The following is a 19,920-nucleotide window of genomic DNA, read 5'->3' as shown; positions in this document are numbered from 1 at the left end:
ATGGAGGGCCTCATGAAACGGGCAAGTACTGTTGCAGCTGTGCGCTGGGATTTGGCGCTGAGGTACAAGTTGATCGAAACTGTCGCTTGGTGGGAAGGACGCTTAACAACGAATCATCTGATGCAAAGTTTCGGCATCAGTCGCCAGCAAGCATCCAAGGACATCAACACCTACATCGATGAGCATGCGCCCAAAAATCTGGTCTACGACAAGCACCTGAAGGGCTACGTAGCCGGAAAGAATTTCAAACCTCTCTTCATGAAGGACAGCGCTAGCGCCTACCTTCACCTCCTGAATCAGAATCACGAGCGAGCTCCGCATATCGAAGGTTTGACGCTCGCGTATGCGCATATCGATGTCCTAGAGGTGCCCGATCGCTCCATCCGACCGGAGGTGCTTAGGCCACTGCTTAAGGCCTGCAGAGAGGGTCAACGGCTCGAGTGTGAGTACGCCTCCTTTAGCTCGCCAGACGGCGAAACTCGGCTTATTGCACCACATACGCTCATTCACACAGGCATGCGTTGGCATGTCCGGGCTTACTGTGAGAAAAACGGCGAGTATCGCGATTTTGTGCTCAGCCGATTTCGCGGCACACCTGAGCTCATGGACGATGTCACTGAGCACACGCGTCTCCTCGATCCTGGCTGGACGACACCAGCCACTGTGATCCTACAGGCCGACTCCAGGCTCAAACCTGCGCAGCGAGCCCTGCTCGAAGCCGACTACGGAATGGAAGACGGGCAGCTTGTGATCGAAACCCGCGGCGCCCTGGTTCAGTACGTGTTGAATCGCTACCAGATCGACACAACCAAGATGCACATGAAGCCGAGCGCACAGCAGCTGATGGTCGCGAACATCGACGAATTAACTGCCTGGCTTTACTAGAAGCAGCATCATCAACTGAGCAGGTACGGCCTAGATATGTAAAGAAATCACTCATATCCATGTGATCGGCACGACCTTCTCTCAGAGAAATTGGTCAGCAAAGTTAGCAACCCTGTCTCAACAGATTGTCCAGGTTTCACCTTCGAGCATCGCATGTGTGACAGGAGGCGCCGTCCTGAGACGCCTCCTCCTCGGAGGCCTCGCAGCCTAAGCTGTCTGGCTCCGAGCACGCGGCGGCCGTTCTGGGCACAAGTATTTGATAGTCGTGATCAGAGAAGCTGAGCATGCAATCGCAGCCAGTTCTCCAGGTGCTCAAACCCCTCTTACCCAAAGCATTGCAATTTGACATCACCCTCATCCAAAATCGGATCCAACTAGGTATCGGCCCAGTAGATCGCGTGGGGTGAACATGGGAAGAAACGGCACCATTAACTCAATCACTGTCAGATTGCTCAAGTCGAGTAAAGTGCCAGCGGACGCCATCAGCGCCACTTACGGGCCTGGAGGTTCTAAAGCGCTAAAGGATCAGGATTGGGAAGGCGGTGGCGAGGGTATCCTTTACTACGGACAGGTATATGATCGCCCTCCTGAATGGCTGAGCTTGCTCCAGTCCTACATTTCTGCCCCTTTCGATGCTCTACACTCAAGCGGCGCCGCTGCAATCCTCTTCCTAAGTATCGAAGGGCGTTGGATGGCCCTCTGCTTTGGGTATGCCCACATCGCACTCGACGACGACGCTTTCGTCCATCAGTTCGGCCTGAAGGTTGCACTCAATACCGTACCACGAGGTAGCTTGCTCAGCCTTGACCTGGCAACCCCTGATGCAGTGACATTCCAGCGACGAGTACAAGCTAGCAAGCTGTCTGACTTCAGTCAGTTTGGCGTCGATACGCTACGTGATCTCGCTCGTGTCGCCGGGGGCAAGCCAGGGAATGATCAATTTGCAAAATTTGTCGCCGGCAAGGATGCGCTCAGCCTTGACACCCCGCTCACACCGACTCAGTTTCACGACAAGTGCCTAGAGATTTTACGAGCCTTTAAGTCTAAGGCCTATAAGCGGGACTACGCCTGGTTTGATAACGTCAAGCTAGAGACCAACGCACAGCGAATTCAACGATTGGACAAGCTCCTGTACAAGGAGATCCAAGCCGTCCGCGGCGGATCGGACAGCCTCCTTCATATGTCTCCGCCGGAGATCCAAGATTACGTTGAAGGCACGGGCTTGGGTTACACAGGGTTTAGGAGTGGCAAGGCGGAATTCACCAAGCTCTCAATTGAGGATTACGCTGAGGAACTCAATCGCCTTAAATGCACCCATACGATGCAAGAGATCAAGGGGGCTCACAAAATCCGCACCGAAAACCTGAAAACCGGAGTCCTTGAGCCCGGCTGGAAGGTTTACGACTGCCTCAATTGGGAGGTGGTTCTCCCTACCCCAAAACCATCAAACTATGTTCTGTTTGCAGGCAAATGGTACAAAATCTCTGACAAATTCAAGGATAAGGTTGAAGAGCACTTCGATAGCATTGACGACGTTGCCATCATCGGCTCGACTCACTGCCAGAACGAGGAAGACCTGATAGCAGAGATTCTGAAGAACCGACCAGACCTAGTGAAGCTAGATCGCACGAAGATCAATCCGGAGGGTGTCATCGCCGCAAACCTGGAGCCCTGTGACTACTACTCCAATGATAAGTACTTCATCCATCTCAAGGACGGTGAGTCATCTGGCCCTATAAGCCATCTATGGATGCAGGGAGTAGTCAGCGCTGAGGCCTTTGTGGCTGATAGCGAGTTTCGGAGAAAACTCAAAGACACCGTAGCTGCCACGAAAGGAGGCAGCGCTTTCATCGGAACACTTCCAGATGGGCGTAAACGAGAGGTCGATCGCGGAGATTACACCGTGGTCTACGGAATCATGCGCCATCGATACGTCGACGGCTCGATTGGCATTCCCTTCTTCAGCAAAGTGAGCTTCATGGCTGCGTGCGATAGGCTACGTCGCACCGGCATGAACATCCGCAAAGAAATCATTGAGAAGCTACCTCCCGCACCTGGCTCAGCAGCTACGAGAAAGAAATCAAAGGGCACCACTTCATCGAAGGCGAAATCTAGCCCCGCTCAGCCCAGCAGATCTCCGTGAAGCAACAATTTTGGGCTTCGCAAAGACGCCTGGGACAGCCTAAAGGCATCGTATTAGGTGTACGGTTCCGGAATGAGATGGTGCAGATTAATGTTGAATCGTCCTGGACTTTTCGTCCAGGCCTCACAGATCACCTTGAAGGGAGTACGCCATCGTAAAGCCTTGAGGTGTCTGGCGAAGTTGTAAGCCATCACGAAGGCCAGTACGTGCGCCTTCAGCGCATCGAAGTCGGGATAGTGGAAGGCCTTGATCGTGGCGTCTTTGATCGTCCGGTTCATGCGCTCGACCTGGCCATTGGTCCACGGGTGGTAGGCCTTGGTCCGTCAATGTTTGATGGCGGTAAGCGTATGCCCAAGTCACCTTGCGTAATGGGATCCCTCAGAGCACCGCCCTAGGAGATGTACCCCGCTGCAAATCGAGACCCTATGATCTGGCTGCCTTTTAGAGAGACTCCGCATCGAATCCATGCCAGCATACGAACGATCACAGGGAAGGATAAAAGAATGCAACTCAACGATCCGTGTGGGGCGTCCAGGTGGAAAACGTATTACGAGCACCACAGAGACCGTCCAGCATCATCGCTTCTTCACACAGCACTTGGACTTGCTAGCACTCAGACGAACTCTAGAAAAGCTGTGGATCTGGGTTGTGGCTCTGGCAACGAGACTCGCGCTTTACTTCAAGCTGGCTGGGATGTTCTAGCTATTGACCGAGAGCCGGCCGCAATCGAAATGGTACACGCTATCGGTCTGGCTCACCCTGGTGCAAAGCTAGAAACAGCTACCCAACTGTTTGAAAGCCTTGAGTCTTTGCCACCCTCGTCATTGATCCATGCAGGAATGGCCTTACCATTCTGTCATCCAGATCACTTTGAAAAATTCTGGTCAGTTGTGATATCTGCGCTTCTGCCGGGAGGCATTTTCGTGGGCCAACTCTTCGGAGACAAAGATGATTGGGCATCCGACACGGCGAGAACCTTTCACTCTGAGCTAGAGGCCCGTGCGCTATTCCGGGGGCTTAGCTTGAAGGTTTTCGAAATCCTTGAATATGATGGGCCCAGTATGCGGGGCACGAAGCATTGGCATCGCTTTGACGTCGTTGCCCAAAAGCCAGCATCGAGCGAGTGAGCTTGGCTACCTTGTATTTTTACCCCAAAGGGTAACGCCAGTTGTGTGGCAGTAAATTGGCAATTTCGCTTGCCTGCTGCTTCGGCAACTGCGTCAGCACATCTTTGAGATAGGCATACGGATCGTGCCCATTGTTCCGGGCCGACTGGATCAAACTCATGATCGCAGCGGCGCGTTTGCCGCTGCGTAGTGACCCAGCAAAGAGCCAGTTCTTGCGCCCCAGCGCCCAAGGCCGTATCTGGTTTTCACACCAATTATTATCAATGGCTACAGCGCCGTCATCGAGGTAGCGCGACAATGCCGTCCAGCGTTTCAAGCTGTAATCCAAGGCTTTGCCAATGGCTGAACCGTTGTGCACGATATCGCGCTGGGCAATCATCCAGGCATGCAATGCATCCATCACCGGTACCGCTTTCTCTTGCCGTATTCGGCGACGTATGTCCGGCTCCAGATCCTTGATTTCCCCCTCGATCTCGTACAACGCCTGCATGTAACGCAAGGCTTGTTCAGCCAGCGTGCTCTTGTGGGTCGCATGCAGTTCAAAGAACTTACGTCGAGCATGGGCCATGCAGCCGATTTCCGTCACGCCGAGTTCGAAGCTGGCCTTGTAACCGCCGAAATCATCGCAGACCAGTTTGCCCTTCCAGTCTTGCAGGAAGTTACGCGCACTCTCGCCGGCCCGGCTGAGGCTGAAGTCGTAAACAACAGCCGATGTTTCGCAAAACGGGCTGGTGGCATAGGCCCAAACATAGGAACGATGAGTTTTCTTCGTGCCCGGCATGAGCATTTGTACCGGCGTTTCATCAACATGAACGACCGGCTGCTCAAGCACCACTTCGCGCAGCGCATCGACCAGTGGCTGCAACTGTATACCGCAGGCGCCAACCCATTGGGCGAGAGTAGAACGCGGGATAGCCAGGCCGGCGCGGCCAAATATGGCTTCCTGACGGTACAGCGGTAGGTGGTCAGCAAACTTCGCAATCATGACGTGGGCCAACAAGCCCGCAGTCGGGATGCCCTTGTCGATCACCTGCGCCGGCACCGGTGCCTGAATCAGTGTTTCGCAACTGTCGCAGACCCACTTACCACGGATATGGCGCTCCACGGTGAACACGCCGGGTGTGTAATCGAGCTTCTCGCTGACATCTTCACCGATGCGTTTGAGCGCGCAGCTTGGATGACCTGGGCTTTGAAAGATTTGCTGTAGGTTCGGCGCTGAGGGTGCATAAGAAATCCGCTTGAGAGGCCAGAAATGGTGTCCGCTTAAATTAGGTGGACATCATGGCCTTCGGCGGTTGCGTCAGGAAGATGTGTTGGCCGGACGGATACCTTCGGAGCGCAACTCCTAAACGCCGAACCAAAAAAAAGGGCGCCATTACAGCGCCCTTCAGGTATCACTCAAAGTTTAGCGCTATCGCCCTTTCGATACGCTGACGGCCCGCGTGGGCAAGCTTACCGACCCCGGCTTCCTTAGCCACTGCGTAAACCAGCCCCTCTCCTACGTGCCCATGCTTGGTCATTTCACCTACCAAGGCACGTAGTTCGGGCAAGCAGATTTCAGCGAGTGGGCGAATGGCATCGTCATCACCCGGCCTACGAAATAAAACGTTCATATCCGAGTCGAGATGAGTCGGCCAGAAGAATGTTCCTGCCTGCTCCTCTTCATGGGATCGGAATCGTGCCCGCGCTATTTGATCGACGCGATCACGAATGCGCGAACCCGTTCTGACCCAGCCATGAGCACGGGCGATACGCCGTGCAAGCGCCATATCGAGCACAGGCCCCTCCTCTGCTACCACATGGGCAATCATCTGCTCTAAGGTAGCCGTGTAGCTCGCTTCGAAGAATCGGTCTGGATCAACCGCTTCCACCGCCTCGGCAGGGTCTGCTTCCTTGTAAACCAGGTGCTCCACTGGCACATAAGAAATCACGGCATTTTCTGCTGCTTGAACCGCGGCAGCTCTCGCGTATTTTAACTCTGGCATTGCGCCAGACGGATCATTGGCTTCGGCAACTGAAGTCGAAGCTACAACAGCCACCTGATCCACCACCTCAATAACTTCAGCCATAGCGGCATCGACTTTCAGGCGCTCCGCCTCATGCGCAGCATCAATGACGGCTTGCTTGGCTCTCGACTCAGCGAGTAGCTCCGTCAATAGTTGATGAACCTTTTCTGCAGTTCCTACGGCATCAACCCACCAGTCGGTCGACCAGATCCGAACGATTTCCCAGCCAAGTCCCCGCAATACAAATTCCCGCAGCTTGTCGCGATCACGCGCAGTCGCACTTCGGTGGTAGGTAGCACCATCGCATTCGACGCCGGCGAGGAATCGTCCTGGAGCATCAGGGTGCACAACACCCAAGTCTATGCGGAAGGAAGAGACACCAATCTGGGTATGAACCTGCCACCCCTTCTTGGCCAAAGCAGCTGCGACCGCCTCTTCGAACGGGCTGTCGAATCCACCTACGCTGCCGAAGTCAGCCTCTGCCAAGGCCTGCGGGCCACGCTCGGCGAACTCGAGGAAGTGTTTTAGGTCGCGCACCCCGACAGCTTGCGTCCGAGCAAGGTCAATGTGCTCTGGACGCAGGGTAGAGAACAGCACCAATTCTTGGCGAGCACGCGTGATTGCAACGTTGAGTCGGCGCTCGCCACCTGGACGGTTCATCGGGCCGAAATTCATCGACATCGCGCCGGTAGCGTCTTTCCCGTAGGTGGTCGAGAAGTAGATGATATCTCGCTCATCGCCCTGGACACTCTCCAGGTTCTTGACGAATACAGGCTCGAGCTCAGATTCAGCGAAGTACGAGTCAAGCGACGGATCCTTCCGGCATGCCTCATCGAGCATGTCCATGATGAGCTTCTGCTGCTCACCGTTGAACGTGACCACTCCCACGGTGCGACGGCTCTCACGGAAGGCCGGCGACTGAAGGCGAGTGACAAGGTCAGCAACTAGGGCTCTTGCTTCGATCAGGTTGGTACGTGAGCCGCCCTTGTCGTAGACACCTGCCACTGAGCACAATCGCACAGCCTTATCAGCCGTGAACGGCGATGGGAAGGTCACCAGCTTCGAGCCGTAGTAACGTTGGTTCGAGAAGGCGATGAGGCTTTCATGGCGGCTGCGGTAGTGCCAGTTCAGATTGCGCATCGGCAGGTTCGCACTGATGCACTCATCCAGAATGCTCTCGAGATCGGCTTCGACATCCTCATCATCAGCCGTAGACTCAGCACGGTCGAAGAACGAGGTCGGCGGGAGCTGTTTCGGGTCGCCCACCATAACGACCTGCTTCCCTCGCGCCATCGCACCAATCGCATCCCAAACCGGAATCTGAGAAGCCTCATCGAAGATGACCAGGTCGAACGGAGTCGAAGCCGGCGGCAGGTACTGAGCGATGGAGAGCGGGCTCATCAACAAGCAAGGCGTCAGCTTCGTCAGCGCTTCTGGTGCTCGAGTCATCAGCTCCCGTAATGGAATGTGCTTAGTCTTCTTGCCCATTTCATGGCGCAACAGGCCCCACTCAGAAGAGCGACTCACGCTGTCCTGGCTTGGTAGGTCGGCGCACAGCCGCGCCCGGAGCCAGTCCTTCGTCAGCTCAGTAAACTTGTCATCTAGCGCGCGGAAGTCGCGAATGCGTTGTTCGTGCTCGACGCTGACGAACGTCCGAATGACCTCTTCGTTGTCGACAGTGGTATTCAGCCACCAGCGGGCATAGTTCACCTCCAGGACGCGACGGACTTTCCCGGAGGTGATCGCTCCGATTTCCATGGCCTGAACAATCGGCGAGAGGCCAACGGCGATGGCCTCATCACGCACCTTTCTCCAGGAGCACCAAGCCTTGAGTCGCGCCTCAGAAGAAACCACGGTCTCGCAGCTTTTCTTGAGGTCATTCAATGGCAGGTGAGCGGTCTCATCTGAACCTGCTTCGGTGAAGTGACCTATCGAAGTCAGATGCGATGAACGCTCCTGAAGCAACCCAAGCTTGTCACGCAGGGCAACACCAGCAATTGCTATCGCCCCCTCCGGTTCCAGAAGCGCGTTGCCATCGCCCAGGAGTGTTTGCAGGGGGGCTTTGTAAGCAGCAATCTGCTCCGGGTTCAGAGCGAGCTTCGCAACAGCAGTCGCTAACTGCGCCTGGAACGCCACGGCCTGGCGGGCTATCTCTAGCTTGGTCTTCAGGTCACTCCAGACCGGAACCAACTCCCGCAGGTCTGCCAGGTCGGAAAGATCACGCTCAACCGCTGCCCGCTGCTTCAACAAATCGAAGTCACTCTTCAACAACGATCCACAGCGACCCTCTTCTACTTCGGGGTGATCATCAACAAGGCGACCGCGCTCTTCGATATCCCGACGCTCGGCCTGGAAGCGCAGCCCTGCGTTAAGGTGGTCTATGTTAGTACCCTGACCGCTCCATAGCTGTTGCGTGCTCGCGCCAAGGTCGGACAACGCGGCCATATCGCGATCAAGGCGAGTCAGCGTGCGAAGCCGCCGGAGCTCTTCCTTCAATGCGTCTCCCAGCTGGCCTTGCTCGACCAACTGGAATCCATCATCGATCCACTCCGACTCTGCTTGCTGGAGCCGAATGGTCTCTTGAAGCTTGATCGACGTCGCGAGCTGCTCAGCGTCAGACTTTGAGCCTTGCCAAACGGCAACGCACTCATGCCCGGGCTCAAGCTCATCAATAGCGCGGCGCACGGCGCGGATTTCTGCCCAGGTGGCCAAATCTTTACCGTGATCGGCCTCGCCTGCAGTGGTTTGAGACGGGGCTAGCAAACCCGCGATACGACGCTTTCCGAACCAGGACTTTGGCCAGAACGACTCCTCAGCCTCCTTCCACTCACGCAGCAACAGATCGATGTCGAGCGACTCGATCGTATCGCCATATGTCGCACTGAGCTGCTGCTTGAGTTCCACTATTTGACCAAGCAGTGCCACCGCCTGAGCAAGCACATCGGTCACACTCTCCGGCCAGGCTGGGCTGAGCTCACCGAAGGTGGTACGACGTTGCTGTAGAAGCTCGATACCCTGCTTGGCATCGGCCACAACGCGAGAAGGCCAGAGCGGCGAAAGCTTAGCGTTGAGCTCTCGGTGTTGTTCAACCCACGTACAGCCATCGCTCAGCCTTTGAGAAATGGAGCGGGCATCAGGCCGCAGCGCGAAGCGCCAATCTTGTCCTGCTGCCGCTGGTAGTGCCTGGGAAAGAACTGACAACCCCTCAAGTGCAGTCGGGGTGTATTCCGAAGCTGGAAGCCCAGCCAACTCAACGAACCGATCAGTCGCCCGCTGCACATCCAGTACGGCAGGCAACACATCGCGAGCTGCCTGCACAAACTGTTGTTGCCAATGGGGTGACCATTCCGCCTGACCAACCGCGGCTAACGCATTGCCAGCAAGCTGAATGTACCCCACAGCCTGCGCGTTCACTTCGAGGCGATCGCCCAACTCACGAAGCTCTAGCATGGCTTTCTGGTCGTGGGTATCAGGCGAAGCCCAACCAACAGGCGCAACAGCTTCATCGCCACCCGAGGTGACCGTGCCAATAGCATCGTAGATGGTGTAACCGTTGCGATGGCGCCGGTGCAGTCGCTCGACGTAAATGTTCAGACTATCGCGCAGCGTGGCAAGGCGCTGCGCTTCAACCTCCCATGCCGCGGAATCCACTTGCCCCTTGGCTTCCCAAGCAGATTGCAGCTGGGCAAGTACGTCGGTCTTTCGAGCCTTGCTTGAGTGAAGCTCAAGACAGAACTCCCCCAGGCCAATCTCACGCAGTCGGCGGTACACGACATCCAGCGCCGCGATCTTCTCCGAGACAAACAGCACGCGGCGCCCTTGGGCAATCGACTGAGCGATCATGTTGGAGATCGTCTGGCTCTTGCCAGTACCAGGCGGGCCGATGAGCACGAAGTCTTTGCCCTTGGCTGCTGCCATCACTGCCGCGAGCTGAGACGAGTCGGAAGGCAGCGGACAGAAAACATCCGTTGGGCCGTAATCACGATCCAGCGACTGCGCTTCTGGGAACGGGGTGTCCGAAACGAACGAATCGCGCGGTGTATCAAGGAGGTGCTGAACCACTGGGCTCTGCCGCAGGTGCTCGGCGTTCTCTGCCAAATCCTTCCACATGAGGTACTTAGCAAAAGAGAACATCGACAGCACTACATCCTCGTTCAGCTCCCAGCCAGGAATGTCCTTGATAGCATGACCAACTTTGTTCCAGATGCCGGAGATATCCAGACCTGAATCGTCCCGCGGCAGCTCGTGCTCCAGGGAGCCCAATCCCAACTCGAAGTCTTGGCGGAGCATCTCAATCAGCGTAGGGTTGAAGCGTGGCTCATCATCATGGAGCACCATGGTGAACCCGGATCGAGCACTCCTACGCTCCAGCGTGACGGGAACCAGAACCAGAGGCGCCTTGTACTTCTGCCCTGCCCTGTCTTCACGCGTCCAACTCAAGAAACCGATGGCAAGGAAGAGGGTGTTTGAACCACCTTCCTGCAGAGCTGTACGAGCTCCCCGGTAAAGCTCAGTGAGTCGCACATCCATTTCGTTGGATTTCAGTGCAACGAACACCTCTCTACGCTTGAGGGCGTCTTCCGCATGCCGGCGGCGAACATCCTCATGTTCACGTTGTTCGTAAATTGCAAGCTCCCGCGGATCAGCGCCATCCATGAGGTCTGGACGGGTTAGCAGCTTCAACGACTGACCACTGGCCAGTACGTCCTCAAGAGCACCAGGATCTGGCGACTCAAGCTTCAGCGCCCGCTTGCCCGTCTTGAAGTTCAGGAGGTTGTTTCGAAGCGAGAGATCCAGGAGTTTTCGCTGCCACCGGCCAAGCCGATCCGCAGGATCGAGTTTTGAAAGGTCTTCGACTACCACCTCGTGGACTTCATCTGGAATTCCGGCCCCGTTCTCGACTAAGAGGGCTGGAGAATCATCCGCAACCTCATCAGCAATCCGTGCGATTTGAGCTTCAGCACTTGCGAGCGGTTTGATCCGCTGCAGTCGAGCCCGGCGAATGTCGAGCAGCATTTCAAATTCGCTGTCCGCGTCTTCGGCAATCTGTTTTTCCCCCCTCTCGACTGCATAGGAGAAGGTCGGGACAAGATTCTGGGTACTGAGCGTGGTTTCAAAAAGAACGAGTTCCCGCAGCTTCACCCGCTTACGTACCGCCGTTACATCATCGACAAGGGCGGTAGTGAACTCCTCTGGCTTCATCCACAGCCCCGCGAAGGCGTGACCGCGGGTGAAAACGATGACGGGATTGAGCCCGATTTGCTCCAGGGCAGCGCAGAACAACAGGGTAAGATCCATGCAGGTAGCCAAGCCGGTATCGGCAATCTGACTTGGGCTTCGCACCTTTTGACCTGACTGTTCAAAACTCGCCGGCGGCAATGCATAGTCGAGCTTCATCCGAGCGACGGCGCTCCAGACCGCAGACGACAGCTGCCAAGCTCGCTTCGCGCCACCCTCATAGCCATCCAGCGAAGAGGACAGCTCACTTTGGCGAAGCAACTCAGCCGTCTGCTTCAAGAGTCGTTCAACTGCCGGATCATTCGGCTGAACGAAAGCAGCTGTCATGTCAGGAATATGCCGCAAACCACCCCACTGATTTCGGGGCAGAAGATCTACGACTTGCTCAAGACGGGAGACCTCTTTTCTGCCGCTCTGGGCTTCTTTGTCATCCACCTCGAGAACGAAGGTGAATGTCGACAGCTCAGCTTCGGTCAGACGAATAAGCAACGGGCCATCCAGAACCAAGTCGAGTCCAGGAATGATCCGGAAGCTATCTGCCGCAACTTCGTCGATCCGCCAGACCTTGGCCTTGAACACCTCAGGCTCTGAGGTCAATGTCAGAGTTGCATTGACGAAGCGGTCTTCGGTCTCGTTTGCGATACGAAGTTCGCGAATCACGGGAATGGCGTTTTGGAAGTCAGCAAGGTTCAGCTTCGCCACCAAGGTGGCCAGGATCTTGACTTCTTTAGGCGGGATTTCTTCTTGAGCTGTGAGGGGCTGAACGATGTCGTCCATGCGCAACCTTCCTTGTCGTAATGCTCAAGGGAGTGCCGGAATTGGCCGGCCAGAGGGCCCCTCTTGAGCTAGTGGCGGGATGATAGCGCTTCCAGTTAAAGTCGTAATGTGCCTTTGGTCGCGCTAGACGATCGCTAACCATTGAAAGGTTTCAGCAAAAAACAAAATGGCCTATCCGTGTGCCGGATCGCTTCCCTGAAAAGGCACTGAGCGTTTCGAGCCGGTTGCGCATATCTGGACTCAGCGCAAGCAGTCATGGCTTTACTTGCGGAGTAGGTTATTCACGTTCAGCGCCAGCGCCTCAAGTGTGAAGGGTCAGGAGGGATCTGCTTCCTGATCACCATCACAAACTACCCATACTCGAAACGGCTCCGGCGCAAGTACCTCACCTATCGCCATGCCATCCTTGTGGATCTCGACTCGCCAGCTTTCAGTAAGGAAGATAAAAAGCTGTTGCGCAGCTACTTGACTCAGCTGGACGACATTTATCACAGCGTGTGCGATCCAAGCACAACGTATGAAGAAGTCGCGGTTATCGGTTTGAGTCATTTTCAAACCGCCAAAATCCTCGGCAGATTGAATCACCTTGTGTACAAGACGGCGTGATGACTCGCGAGCAATGATGCTTTCAAGCGGAAGTCATCACTCCGCTTGAAAGTGGCAACCCAGCACCCTTTATTTGCCGCGCAGCCGCCTCCAGGGCAGATCTGTCGGGCTCCGCACGTCTAATCGAGAATAGCCACCGCCCGCACAAACCCCGCCGAAGCACGCCGAATCTTGTAAGGAAAACAACTCACCAAAAACCCATCCCCCGGCAACTGCTCCAGATTCGCCAGCTTCTCCATCTGCCCATACCCGATATCCCGCCCAGCCTTATGCCCCTCCCAGATAATCGAGGCATCGCCCGTCTCCCCAAAGCGCTCACGGGTAAACTTGAAGGGCGCATCCCAACTCCAGGCGTCGGTACCGACCACCCTCACCCCCCGCTCCAGCAGGTACAATGTCGCCTCGCGCCCCATCCCCACGCCGGCCTCAAGATAACCAGGCTGGCCAAACAAGCTGCCCGCGCGAGTATTCACCAGCACGATGTCCAACGGCTGCAGTTCATGGCCAATCCGCGCAAGCTCGGCCTCGACCTGCGCCGCAGTGACCACATGGCCATCCGGCAAATGACGGAAATCCAGCTTCACCCCCGGCTGCAGGCACCACTCCAGCGGCAGCTCGTCGATGCCGAAGGCCGGCTTGCCGCCGTCGGTGGTGGATGCATAGTGCCAGGGCGCGTCCATGTGCGTGCCGCTGTGGGTGGTGATCTGCAGGCGCTCGGCCGCCCAGGATTCGTCGCCCGGCAGGTCCTCCTTGCGTAACCCGGGAAACATCGCGGCCATTTCCGGCCAGCCCTGCTGGTGATCCATGTAATCGATCTTCGGCAGCAAAGGTGGCGGATCGGTGTACGGGTTGTTGTCCAGGGTGACGGACAGGTCGAGCAAGCGACGTGTGTTCGAGCTCATGCGAGGATTCCTTTGCCGGTAGCCGCGCGATTGCCGTGGCGCGGCGAGACGTTGAGGGTGTTGCGTAGCAGTCCGGTCACCGAACCGTCGTGGCAGAAGCCCAGTGCGCGGGCGAACGAGGTCCGCAACGGTGGATAGCGGCCGAACAGGGTTTCGAGTTGCGGGTCGGGGTCGAAAGCGATGCGCTCGCGGTTGGCCTCGCCAAAACTGGCCGCCAGCCCGGTCAGTACCTGGGCGATGGTCAATTGCAGCACCGGCAGTTGCCAGACCCGCTGGCTGCCCGGGTCGTCCAGTTCGGCGGCGCGCAGCAGGTTGTCCACGCAACAGCGGGCCGACATCCACCAGGCGCTCGCCTCGGGCGACACCGGGCAGGTGTACGCTTCGCCGGCCGCATAGGCGTGCAACAGGTCGCTCATGAACGCCGAGCGCAGGCCATTGGGCTCGCGCGGTCGGGCAACGATGCCGGGCAGGCGCAAGGCACGGCCGTCCACCTCGCCACGGCGGGCCAGGTCCTGCAGGGCGATTTCCACCATGCGTTTGTGCGCCGCGTAGGACAGCTGCGGTGCCGGCGGCTGGCCTTCGTCCATGCGCGCCGGCAACTGGCCGCCGTATACCGCGACGCTGCTGGCGTAAACCAGCACCGGCGGACACTGGGCATTGCGCAGTTGGTCGAGCAGCTCCAGGCTGGCTTGCAGGTTCACCTGGTAACCCAGTTGGTAGTGCGCCTCGGCAGCGCCGCCAGGCACGCTGACGAGATGGAAGACCACGTCGACGCCGTCGGCCAGCACGCGGCGCAGCAGGGCCGCGTCGGTGATGCTGCCGTGGTGACGACGCAGGCGCGCATCCTCGGGCAAGCCGTCCAGTGCCTGGTCCAGCACCAGCAAGGCGTCGATCGGCTGCCCGCGCACCTCGCCGATATCCAGCAGGCGCTGCACCAACTGGCGCCCGACAAAGCCATTGGCCCCGGTGACTATCACGCGCATGGCCACCCTCCCCGCACCACGCGCTGGTCAATGGCACCGAACAGCACCTCACCGTCCCGCCCGCGCGCTTCCATGCGCACGCGGTCGCCAAAGCGCATGAAGGCCGTGCGCGGCGCGCCGGACGCCAGGGTTTCGATGGCGCGGCGCTCGGCGATACACGCCGAGCCCACGCTGCGGTCGGCGTTGGATACGGTGCCGGAGCCGAGCAGCGTGCCGGCACTCAAGCGCCGTGTCAGCGCCGCATGGGCAATCAACTGGTGGAAACCGAAGTGCATGGCGCCGCCGTGGGGGTGGCCGAACCATTCGCCGTTCCAGTGCACGTGCAGTGGCAAGTGCACCCGGCCGTCGCACCAGGCCTCGCCGAGTTCGTCCGGGGTGACTGCCACCGGTGCGAAACTGCTGGCGGGCTTGGCCTGGAGAAAGCCGAAGCCGGTCTTCATTTCCCGCGGCGCCAGGGCCCGCAGGCTGACATCGTTGAGTTGCAGGATCAGGCGTACATGGTGCAAGGCCTGCTCTGCCGGGCATCCCATGGGGACGTCATCGAGCAGCACGGCGAACTCCCCCTCGAAATCGATGCCGTGGGCCTCGCTGGGCAAGGGAATATCCGCCAGTGGCCCGAGAAAGTCGTCGCTGGCCCCCTGGTAAATCAGTGGCGTGTGCTCGACGCCGTCAATCGGTTCCAGGTTGAAGGCCTTCTGCATCAATTCGCCATGGCTGAGGAAGCACGAGCCGTCCAGCCACTGGCTGGCACGCGGCAGCGGCGCAGCCAGCCGAGCGGGGTCGAGGACAAAGGCACCGGCAACCGCGTTGTCGTTGAGCCGCTGATACAGCGCCTGCAAGCGGGCTTCGACCTGGGGCCAGTTTTCCAGGGCCAGCTGCAAGCTGGTGGCGATATCGCTGGCATCGACCGCATGCCCGAGGTCACGGGCCACCACCAGCAGGCGACCGTCGCGGCTGCCGTCGTCGAACGTGGCAAGCTTCATGGCAGCAGCTCCTCGAGTGCCTCGGCATAACGCCCATCGAGCAGGATGAAGACCATCCGCGCCATCTGCTCGCTGCGGTTGCTCCAGGCATGGTTGGTGCCGCGCTGGACCACGATGTCACCGCGTGTGAGGTGGACCTCGCCCTCGTCCAGCACCAGCCAGACCTCACCCTCGGTCACGATGCCGTAGTCCAGGGTCTCGGTGCGGTGCATCAGCTTGTGCTTCGAATCGGCCTTGCCCGTGCCGGCACTCGCCTGGCCGATTTCGGCGAAAGCTGCGGCCGCTGCGTCGGCACTGACCTGGTTCTGCACGCTGTCCGGCGGAATGTCCACCACCCGGATCACGCTACCCAGCGGGCCAGGGCTCAATTGCAGCGCCTGCGCTGTCGGGTCGTCGCCGTTATCCAGTGGCGCCGGGCTGCCGGCACTGTTCCAGACCTCATAAAACAGGGTGCCAGGCACCGCCTTGAGCGGGAAGTTGTTGGGTGTCGGGCCGGAACTGGCGACCACCGCCTGGCCCTTGGCATCGTGGCCGGTGACCACACGTTTGAATGCAGGAAGCGATTGCATGCTCTCTCCTTTCATTAAGATTCACCCCGCCGGGGAAAAAAGCTCGATCATCGTGCGCCTGCCACGGTCACCGGGGGCCGCTGACGCAGCAGCGTCAGGCAGACAGGCGCCAGCAGCAGTTGCCCGATGGCGACCAGCAGCAGCGCATGGGGCAGCTGCGTAGCCACGCCAGCTGTCAGTGCCAGCACCAACAAGGGACTGACGAACTCGCCCGCGAAAATCGCCGCAGTGAATCCACCCGTGGCACGGCCACGCTGGTCGAAGCCGACCTGTTGCATCACCAGGGTGATCAGGGTGGGCAGCAGCAGGCCGACGCCCAGGCCATTGATCAGCACCGCCAGCACCACGGGCGCGTAGCTGCCGGCCACTGCCAACAGGCCGCCACCGAGTCCCGCCGTGGCAAAGCCCAGGGCCAGCACCCGACCGGCCGGCAAGCGCGCAAGCAGGCGAAAGGCCAATGCGCCGACCAGCACGCCGAGCTGGTTGGCCCCCATGGCCAGGCCGATTTGCCGGGGCGCATCGACCTGCAGCAGTTGCAGCACGTAGCCGGCCTGTACCGGGACGATGAACAGGCTGACACCGGCCAGCCCGGTCAGCAGGTACAAGGGAACCAGGGCAGCCCATGGAAAGCGCGAATCGGCGGTAGCTTCTGGCGCTGCAAGGCTCGCGCGCGGCTCCCACAGCAGCACGGCCATCAACGGCAGGCACAGCAAACCCACCGCATAGAGGGAAAAGGGTGTGCGCCAGTCGCTTTCGCCCAGCACACCGCCCACGCCCATGAACAACGCTGCCGCCAACGAGGTCACCACCATCTGCAAGGCAAACAGCCGCGCCCTGCGCTGGCCATCGAAGTAATCGCCCATCAGCGTGGTGCAGCAGGTCATGATGCCGGCTTCGGCCAGGCCGATGCCGGCGCGGCTGGCGACAATCAGCGCCAGTGAGTCCAGCCACAACGGCAACACCCCGCACAGGCTGTAGAGCAGCATGCTCGCCAGCAGCAGCGTTCGGCGCCCGACCCGATCGGCCAGCACCCCGGCCAGCGGTGCCAACAAGGCGATCACCAGGGCCGGCAGGGTCAGTGCTACCGGCACCAGCACGGCCACGCCTGGCGTCTCGGCAAAATGCACGTGCAGGCGCGGCAGCACCGGTGCGATGAGCACCGCCCCCAGCACGGGCAGGCAGCTGCCGAACAGCAGCAACGCGGCCTGCGCACTGCCGGCGTTGCGTTCAGCGGCCATGGTTCACCTCCTCAAGCAGGCGAAAATGGGCGCCCTGCTCTACCCTGCCTGCACGGTGCTCGGCGCCCGCCGATTGCTGCTCTTGGCGGAGCTGGCGTTGCGGCAACAGGAAGTAGGCCAGCGCCGGCAGCAGGATCAGTGCACCGACCATGTTCCAGACGAACATGAAGGCCAGCAGCACGCCCATGTCGGCCTGGAACTTGATGGGCGAGAAGATCCAGGTGCCAACGCCGATGGCCAGGGTGATACCGGTGAGCATCACCACCTTGCCGGTGAACAGCAGCGCGCGGTAGTACGCCTGGGACAGGCTCGCCCCCTGGCGCAGCTGTGCCAGGACGATACTCATCACATACAGCGCATAGTCCACGCCGATGCCGACGCCCAGGGCGATCACCGGCAGGGTCGCCACTTTCACGCCGATGCCCAGCGCGACCATCAGCGCCTCGCACAGCAGCGAGGTCAGCACCAGCGGCAACACCGCGCAGAGCACCGCGCGCCACGAGCGGAAGGTCACCAGGCAGAGCACGACCACTGCCCCGTAGACCCACCAGAGCATGTCGCGGTTGGCCTGCTTCACCACCTGGTTGGTGGCCGCCTCGATTCCCGCGCTGCCGGCAGCCATGAGGAAACTGGCCTGCTCGCTGTCGTTGGCCTGGGCAAAGGCCTGGACGCTGTCGACCACCCGCGCCAGGGTGTCGGCCTTGTGGTCGGTGAGGTAGGCCTGCAGCGTCAGCAGGCTGCAGTCGTCGTTGTACAGCCCGCGCGGGGCACCGGCGGTGACCATGTTCAGGGTCGCCTGGTTGTTGGCCAGGTCGTACCACTTGGGGCTGCCTTCGGAGAGCCCGACCAGCATCCGGCGGTTGAGCAGCGCCAGCGAGTTGGTCGAGTCCACCCCCGGCAGGCCGCGCAATTGCCACTCCAGGTCGTCCACCCGTTTCAAGGTGTCATAGGCAGAACAGCCGCCGGGGGCGGTGCGCACCATCACCGCGAACACATCGCTGCTGGCACCGTAGTGCCGGGTGACGAAGGCATTGTCGCGGTTGTAGCGCGAATCGGCGCGCAGCTCGGGGGCGCCGGCGTCTAGGTCGCCGACCTTCAGGTGCAGGCTCACGGCGTAGCTGCCGGCGGCCATCAGCGCGGCCACGGCAAGGGTCCCGGCCGCCCAGCGACGCCGGGTGAACAGGTCAAGGAAGCGCCACAGCGCGTGCTTGCGCGCCCCGCTGGCATCGGCCTGTTCGGCACGCAGGCTGCGCCGCGCCGCGTGGGCACTGACCCCCACGTAGGAGAGCAGCACCGGCAGCAGGATCAGGTTGGTGAAGATCAGCACGGCCACACCCAGGCTGGCGATCACCGCCAGGTCCTGGATCACCTGGATCTGGATCATCATCAGCACGGCAAAGCCCACCGCATCGCACAGCAGTGCGGTGAGCCCGGCCAGGAACAGCCTGCGGAAGGTGAAGCGCGCCGCCACCTGGCGATGCATGCCGCGGCCGATGTCCTGCATGATGCCGTTCATCTTCTGGGCGCCGTGGCTCATGCCGATGGCGAACACCAGGAACGGTACCAGCACGGAATACGGGTCGAGCACGTAGCCCAGCATCGGCAGCAGGCCAAGCTGCCAGATCACCGCCACCAGCGAGCACACCACCACCAGCGCAGTGCTGCGCACGCAGCGGGTGTACCCGTACAGCACGGCGGCGGTAATGGCGATGGCGACGGCAAAGAACAGCAGAATCTGCCGCAGGCCGTCCATGAGGTCGCCGACGACCTTGGCGAACCCCGTGATGTGGATCTCCACGCCCTGCGCCTGGAAGCGCTCGCGCAAGGTTTCCAGCTCATGGGCGAAGGCCGCGTAATCGAGGGCCTGGCCGTCCGGAGTGTGCTCCAGCAGCGGCACGTAGACGATGCTCGAACGTTGGTCGAAGGCCACCAGCTGGCCAATCTCGTTGGAACGTTCGACGTTGCGCCTGAGCGCTTCGAGGCTGGCGGCAGCCCCATCGTAGCCGTCGGGGATCACCGGGCCACCTTCCAGGCCCTCCTCGGTGACCCCGGTCCAGCGGGTGGACGGGGTCCACAGCGACTTCATCGCCGCACGGTCGACGCCAGGCAGCAGGTAGATCGCGTCGTTGAGCTGCTGCAGGCTGCGCAGGTAGTCCTGGTCGTAGAGGCTGCCGCGCGGATTGGCCACGGCGATGCGCACCGCATTGCCCAGGCCGGCGAGCTCCTGGCGGTGCTCCAGGTAGTTGTGGATGAACGGATGATCGCGCGGGATCATCTTCTCGAAGCTGGCATTGAGCGTCAGGCGCGAGGCTTGCCAGCCGAGCAGCAAGGTCGCCGCCAGGCACAGCAGCAACACCAGCCCCCGGTGGTTGAACAGCGCACGTTCCAGCAGCGAGCCGGACGCGCTGTCGAAGCCGTCGAGATGGCCGCCGCAAGGCGCAGATGAATTCATGGCATGCATGG

General features: G+C 59.7%; 11 protein-coding genes and 2 pseudogenes. 3 read left to right on the top strand and 10 right to left on the bottom strand.

Annotated features, from left to right (window positions below; all coding sequences use genetic code 11):
* Positions 1-12 precede the first annotated feature (12 nt).
* Positions 13-885, top strand: coding sequence for a helix-turn-helix transcriptional regulator (locus ACIP21_RS20040; protein WP_400691061.1), 873 nt, complete (start codon positions 13-15; stop codon positions 883-885).
* Positions 886-1,294: 409 nt separating this feature from the next.
* On the top strand, positions 1,295-3,028 hold the full coding sequence (locus ACIP21_RS20035) for a DUF6119 family protein (RefSeq protein WP_400691058.1): 1,734 nt from the start codon (positions 1,295-1,297) through the stop codon (positions 3,026-3,028).
* A 53-nt stretch (positions 3,029-3,081) separates the two neighbouring features.
* Here ACIP21_RS20035 and ACIP21_RS20030 read toward each other — a convergent pair.
* Positions 3,082-3,348: pseudogene (locus tag ACIP21_RS20030) on the bottom strand (integrase core domain-containing protein); the annotation flags it as partial.
* 78 nt (positions 3,349-3,426) lie between these two features.
* Here ACIP21_RS20030 and ACIP21_RS20025 point away from each other — a divergent pair.
* A complete protein-coding gene (locus ACIP21_RS20025; RefSeq protein WP_400691055.1) occupies positions 3,427-4,155 on the top strand; it encodes a class I SAM-dependent methyltransferase in 729 nt (242 codons plus the stop codon).
* A gap of 19 nt (positions 4,156-4,174) precedes the next feature.
* Here the strand turns inward: ACIP21_RS20025 and tnpC are convergent.
* The 9 genes and pseudogenes from tnpC to ACIP21_RS19980 form a co-directional block, all read right to left on the bottom strand.
* Positions 4,175-5,326 (bottom strand): annotated as a pseudogene (tnpC, locus tag ACIP21_RS20020) (IS66 family transposase); the annotation flags it as partial.
* A 223-nt stretch (positions 5,327-5,549) separates the two neighbouring features.
* Positions 5,550-12,176, bottom strand: coding sequence for a DUF3320 domain-containing protein (locus ACIP21_RS20015; protein WP_400691052.1), 6,627 nt, complete (start codon positions 12,174-12,176; stop codon positions 5,550-5,552).
* A 315-nt stretch (positions 12,177-12,491) separates the two neighbouring features.
* Positions 12,492-12,761, bottom strand: coding sequence for a hypothetical protein (locus ACIP21_RS20010; RefSeq protein WP_400691049.1), 270 nt, complete (start codon positions 12,759-12,761; stop codon positions 12,492-12,494).
* 140 nt (positions 12,762-12,901) lie between these two features.
* Positions 12,902-13,684 carry a cyclase family protein gene (locus ACIP21_RS20005; protein WP_400691046.1) on the bottom strand — a complete coding sequence of 261 codons (783 nt, stop codon included), beginning with the start codon at positions 13,682-13,684 and terminating at the stop codon, positions 12,902-12,904.
* Positions 13,681-14,667 carry an NAD-dependent epimerase/dehydratase family protein gene (locus ACIP21_RS20000; RefSeq protein ID WP_400691043.1) on the bottom strand — a complete coding sequence of 329 codons (987 nt, stop codon included), beginning with the start codon at positions 14,665-14,667 and terminating at the stop codon, positions 13,681-13,683. The genes ACIP21_RS20005 and ACIP21_RS20000 overlap by 4 nt, the downstream gene beginning before the upstream one ends.
* The gene (locus tag ACIP21_RS19995; protein ID WP_400691040.1) at positions 14,658-15,650 is read right to left on the bottom strand and encodes a fumarylacetoacetate hydrolase family protein; all 993 of its coding nucleotides are present in this window, start codon (positions 15,648-15,650) and stop codon (positions 14,658-14,660) included. Before ACIP21_RS19995 ends, ACIP21_RS20000 begins: the two co-directional genes overlap by 10 nt.
* Positions 15,647-16,219, bottom strand: a complete 573-nt coding sequence (locus tag ACIP21_RS19990; RefSeq protein WP_400691037.1) for a cupin domain-containing protein — start codon at positions 16,217-16,219, stop codon at positions 15,647-15,649. The genes ACIP21_RS19995 and ACIP21_RS19990 overlap by 4 nt, the downstream gene beginning before the upstream one ends.
* Positions 16,220-16,266: 47 nt before the next feature.
* Positions 16,267-17,457 (bottom strand): MFS transporter, encoded by a 1,191-nt coding sequence (locus ACIP21_RS19985; protein ID WP_400691034.1) that lies wholly within the window; start codon positions 17,455-17,457, stop codon positions 16,267-16,269.
* Positions 17,447-19,918 carry an RND family transporter gene (locus ACIP21_RS19980; protein WP_400691031.1) on the bottom strand — a complete coding sequence of 824 codons (2,472 nt, stop codon included), beginning with the start codon at positions 19,916-19,918 and terminating at the stop codon, positions 17,447-17,449. The genes ACIP21_RS19985 and ACIP21_RS19980 overlap by 11 nt, the downstream gene beginning before the upstream one ends.
* Positions 19,919-19,920: the final 2 nt, after the last annotated feature.

This window comes from Pseudomonas sp. NPDC089401 (assembly GCF_044749485.1).
Lineage (GTDB): Bacteria > Pseudomonadota > Gammaproteobacteria > Pseudomonadales > Pseudomonadaceae > Aquipseudomonas.
Note: the sequence above shows the minus strand (reverse complement) of the source record. Positions and strands in the feature narration are given on the sequence as shown.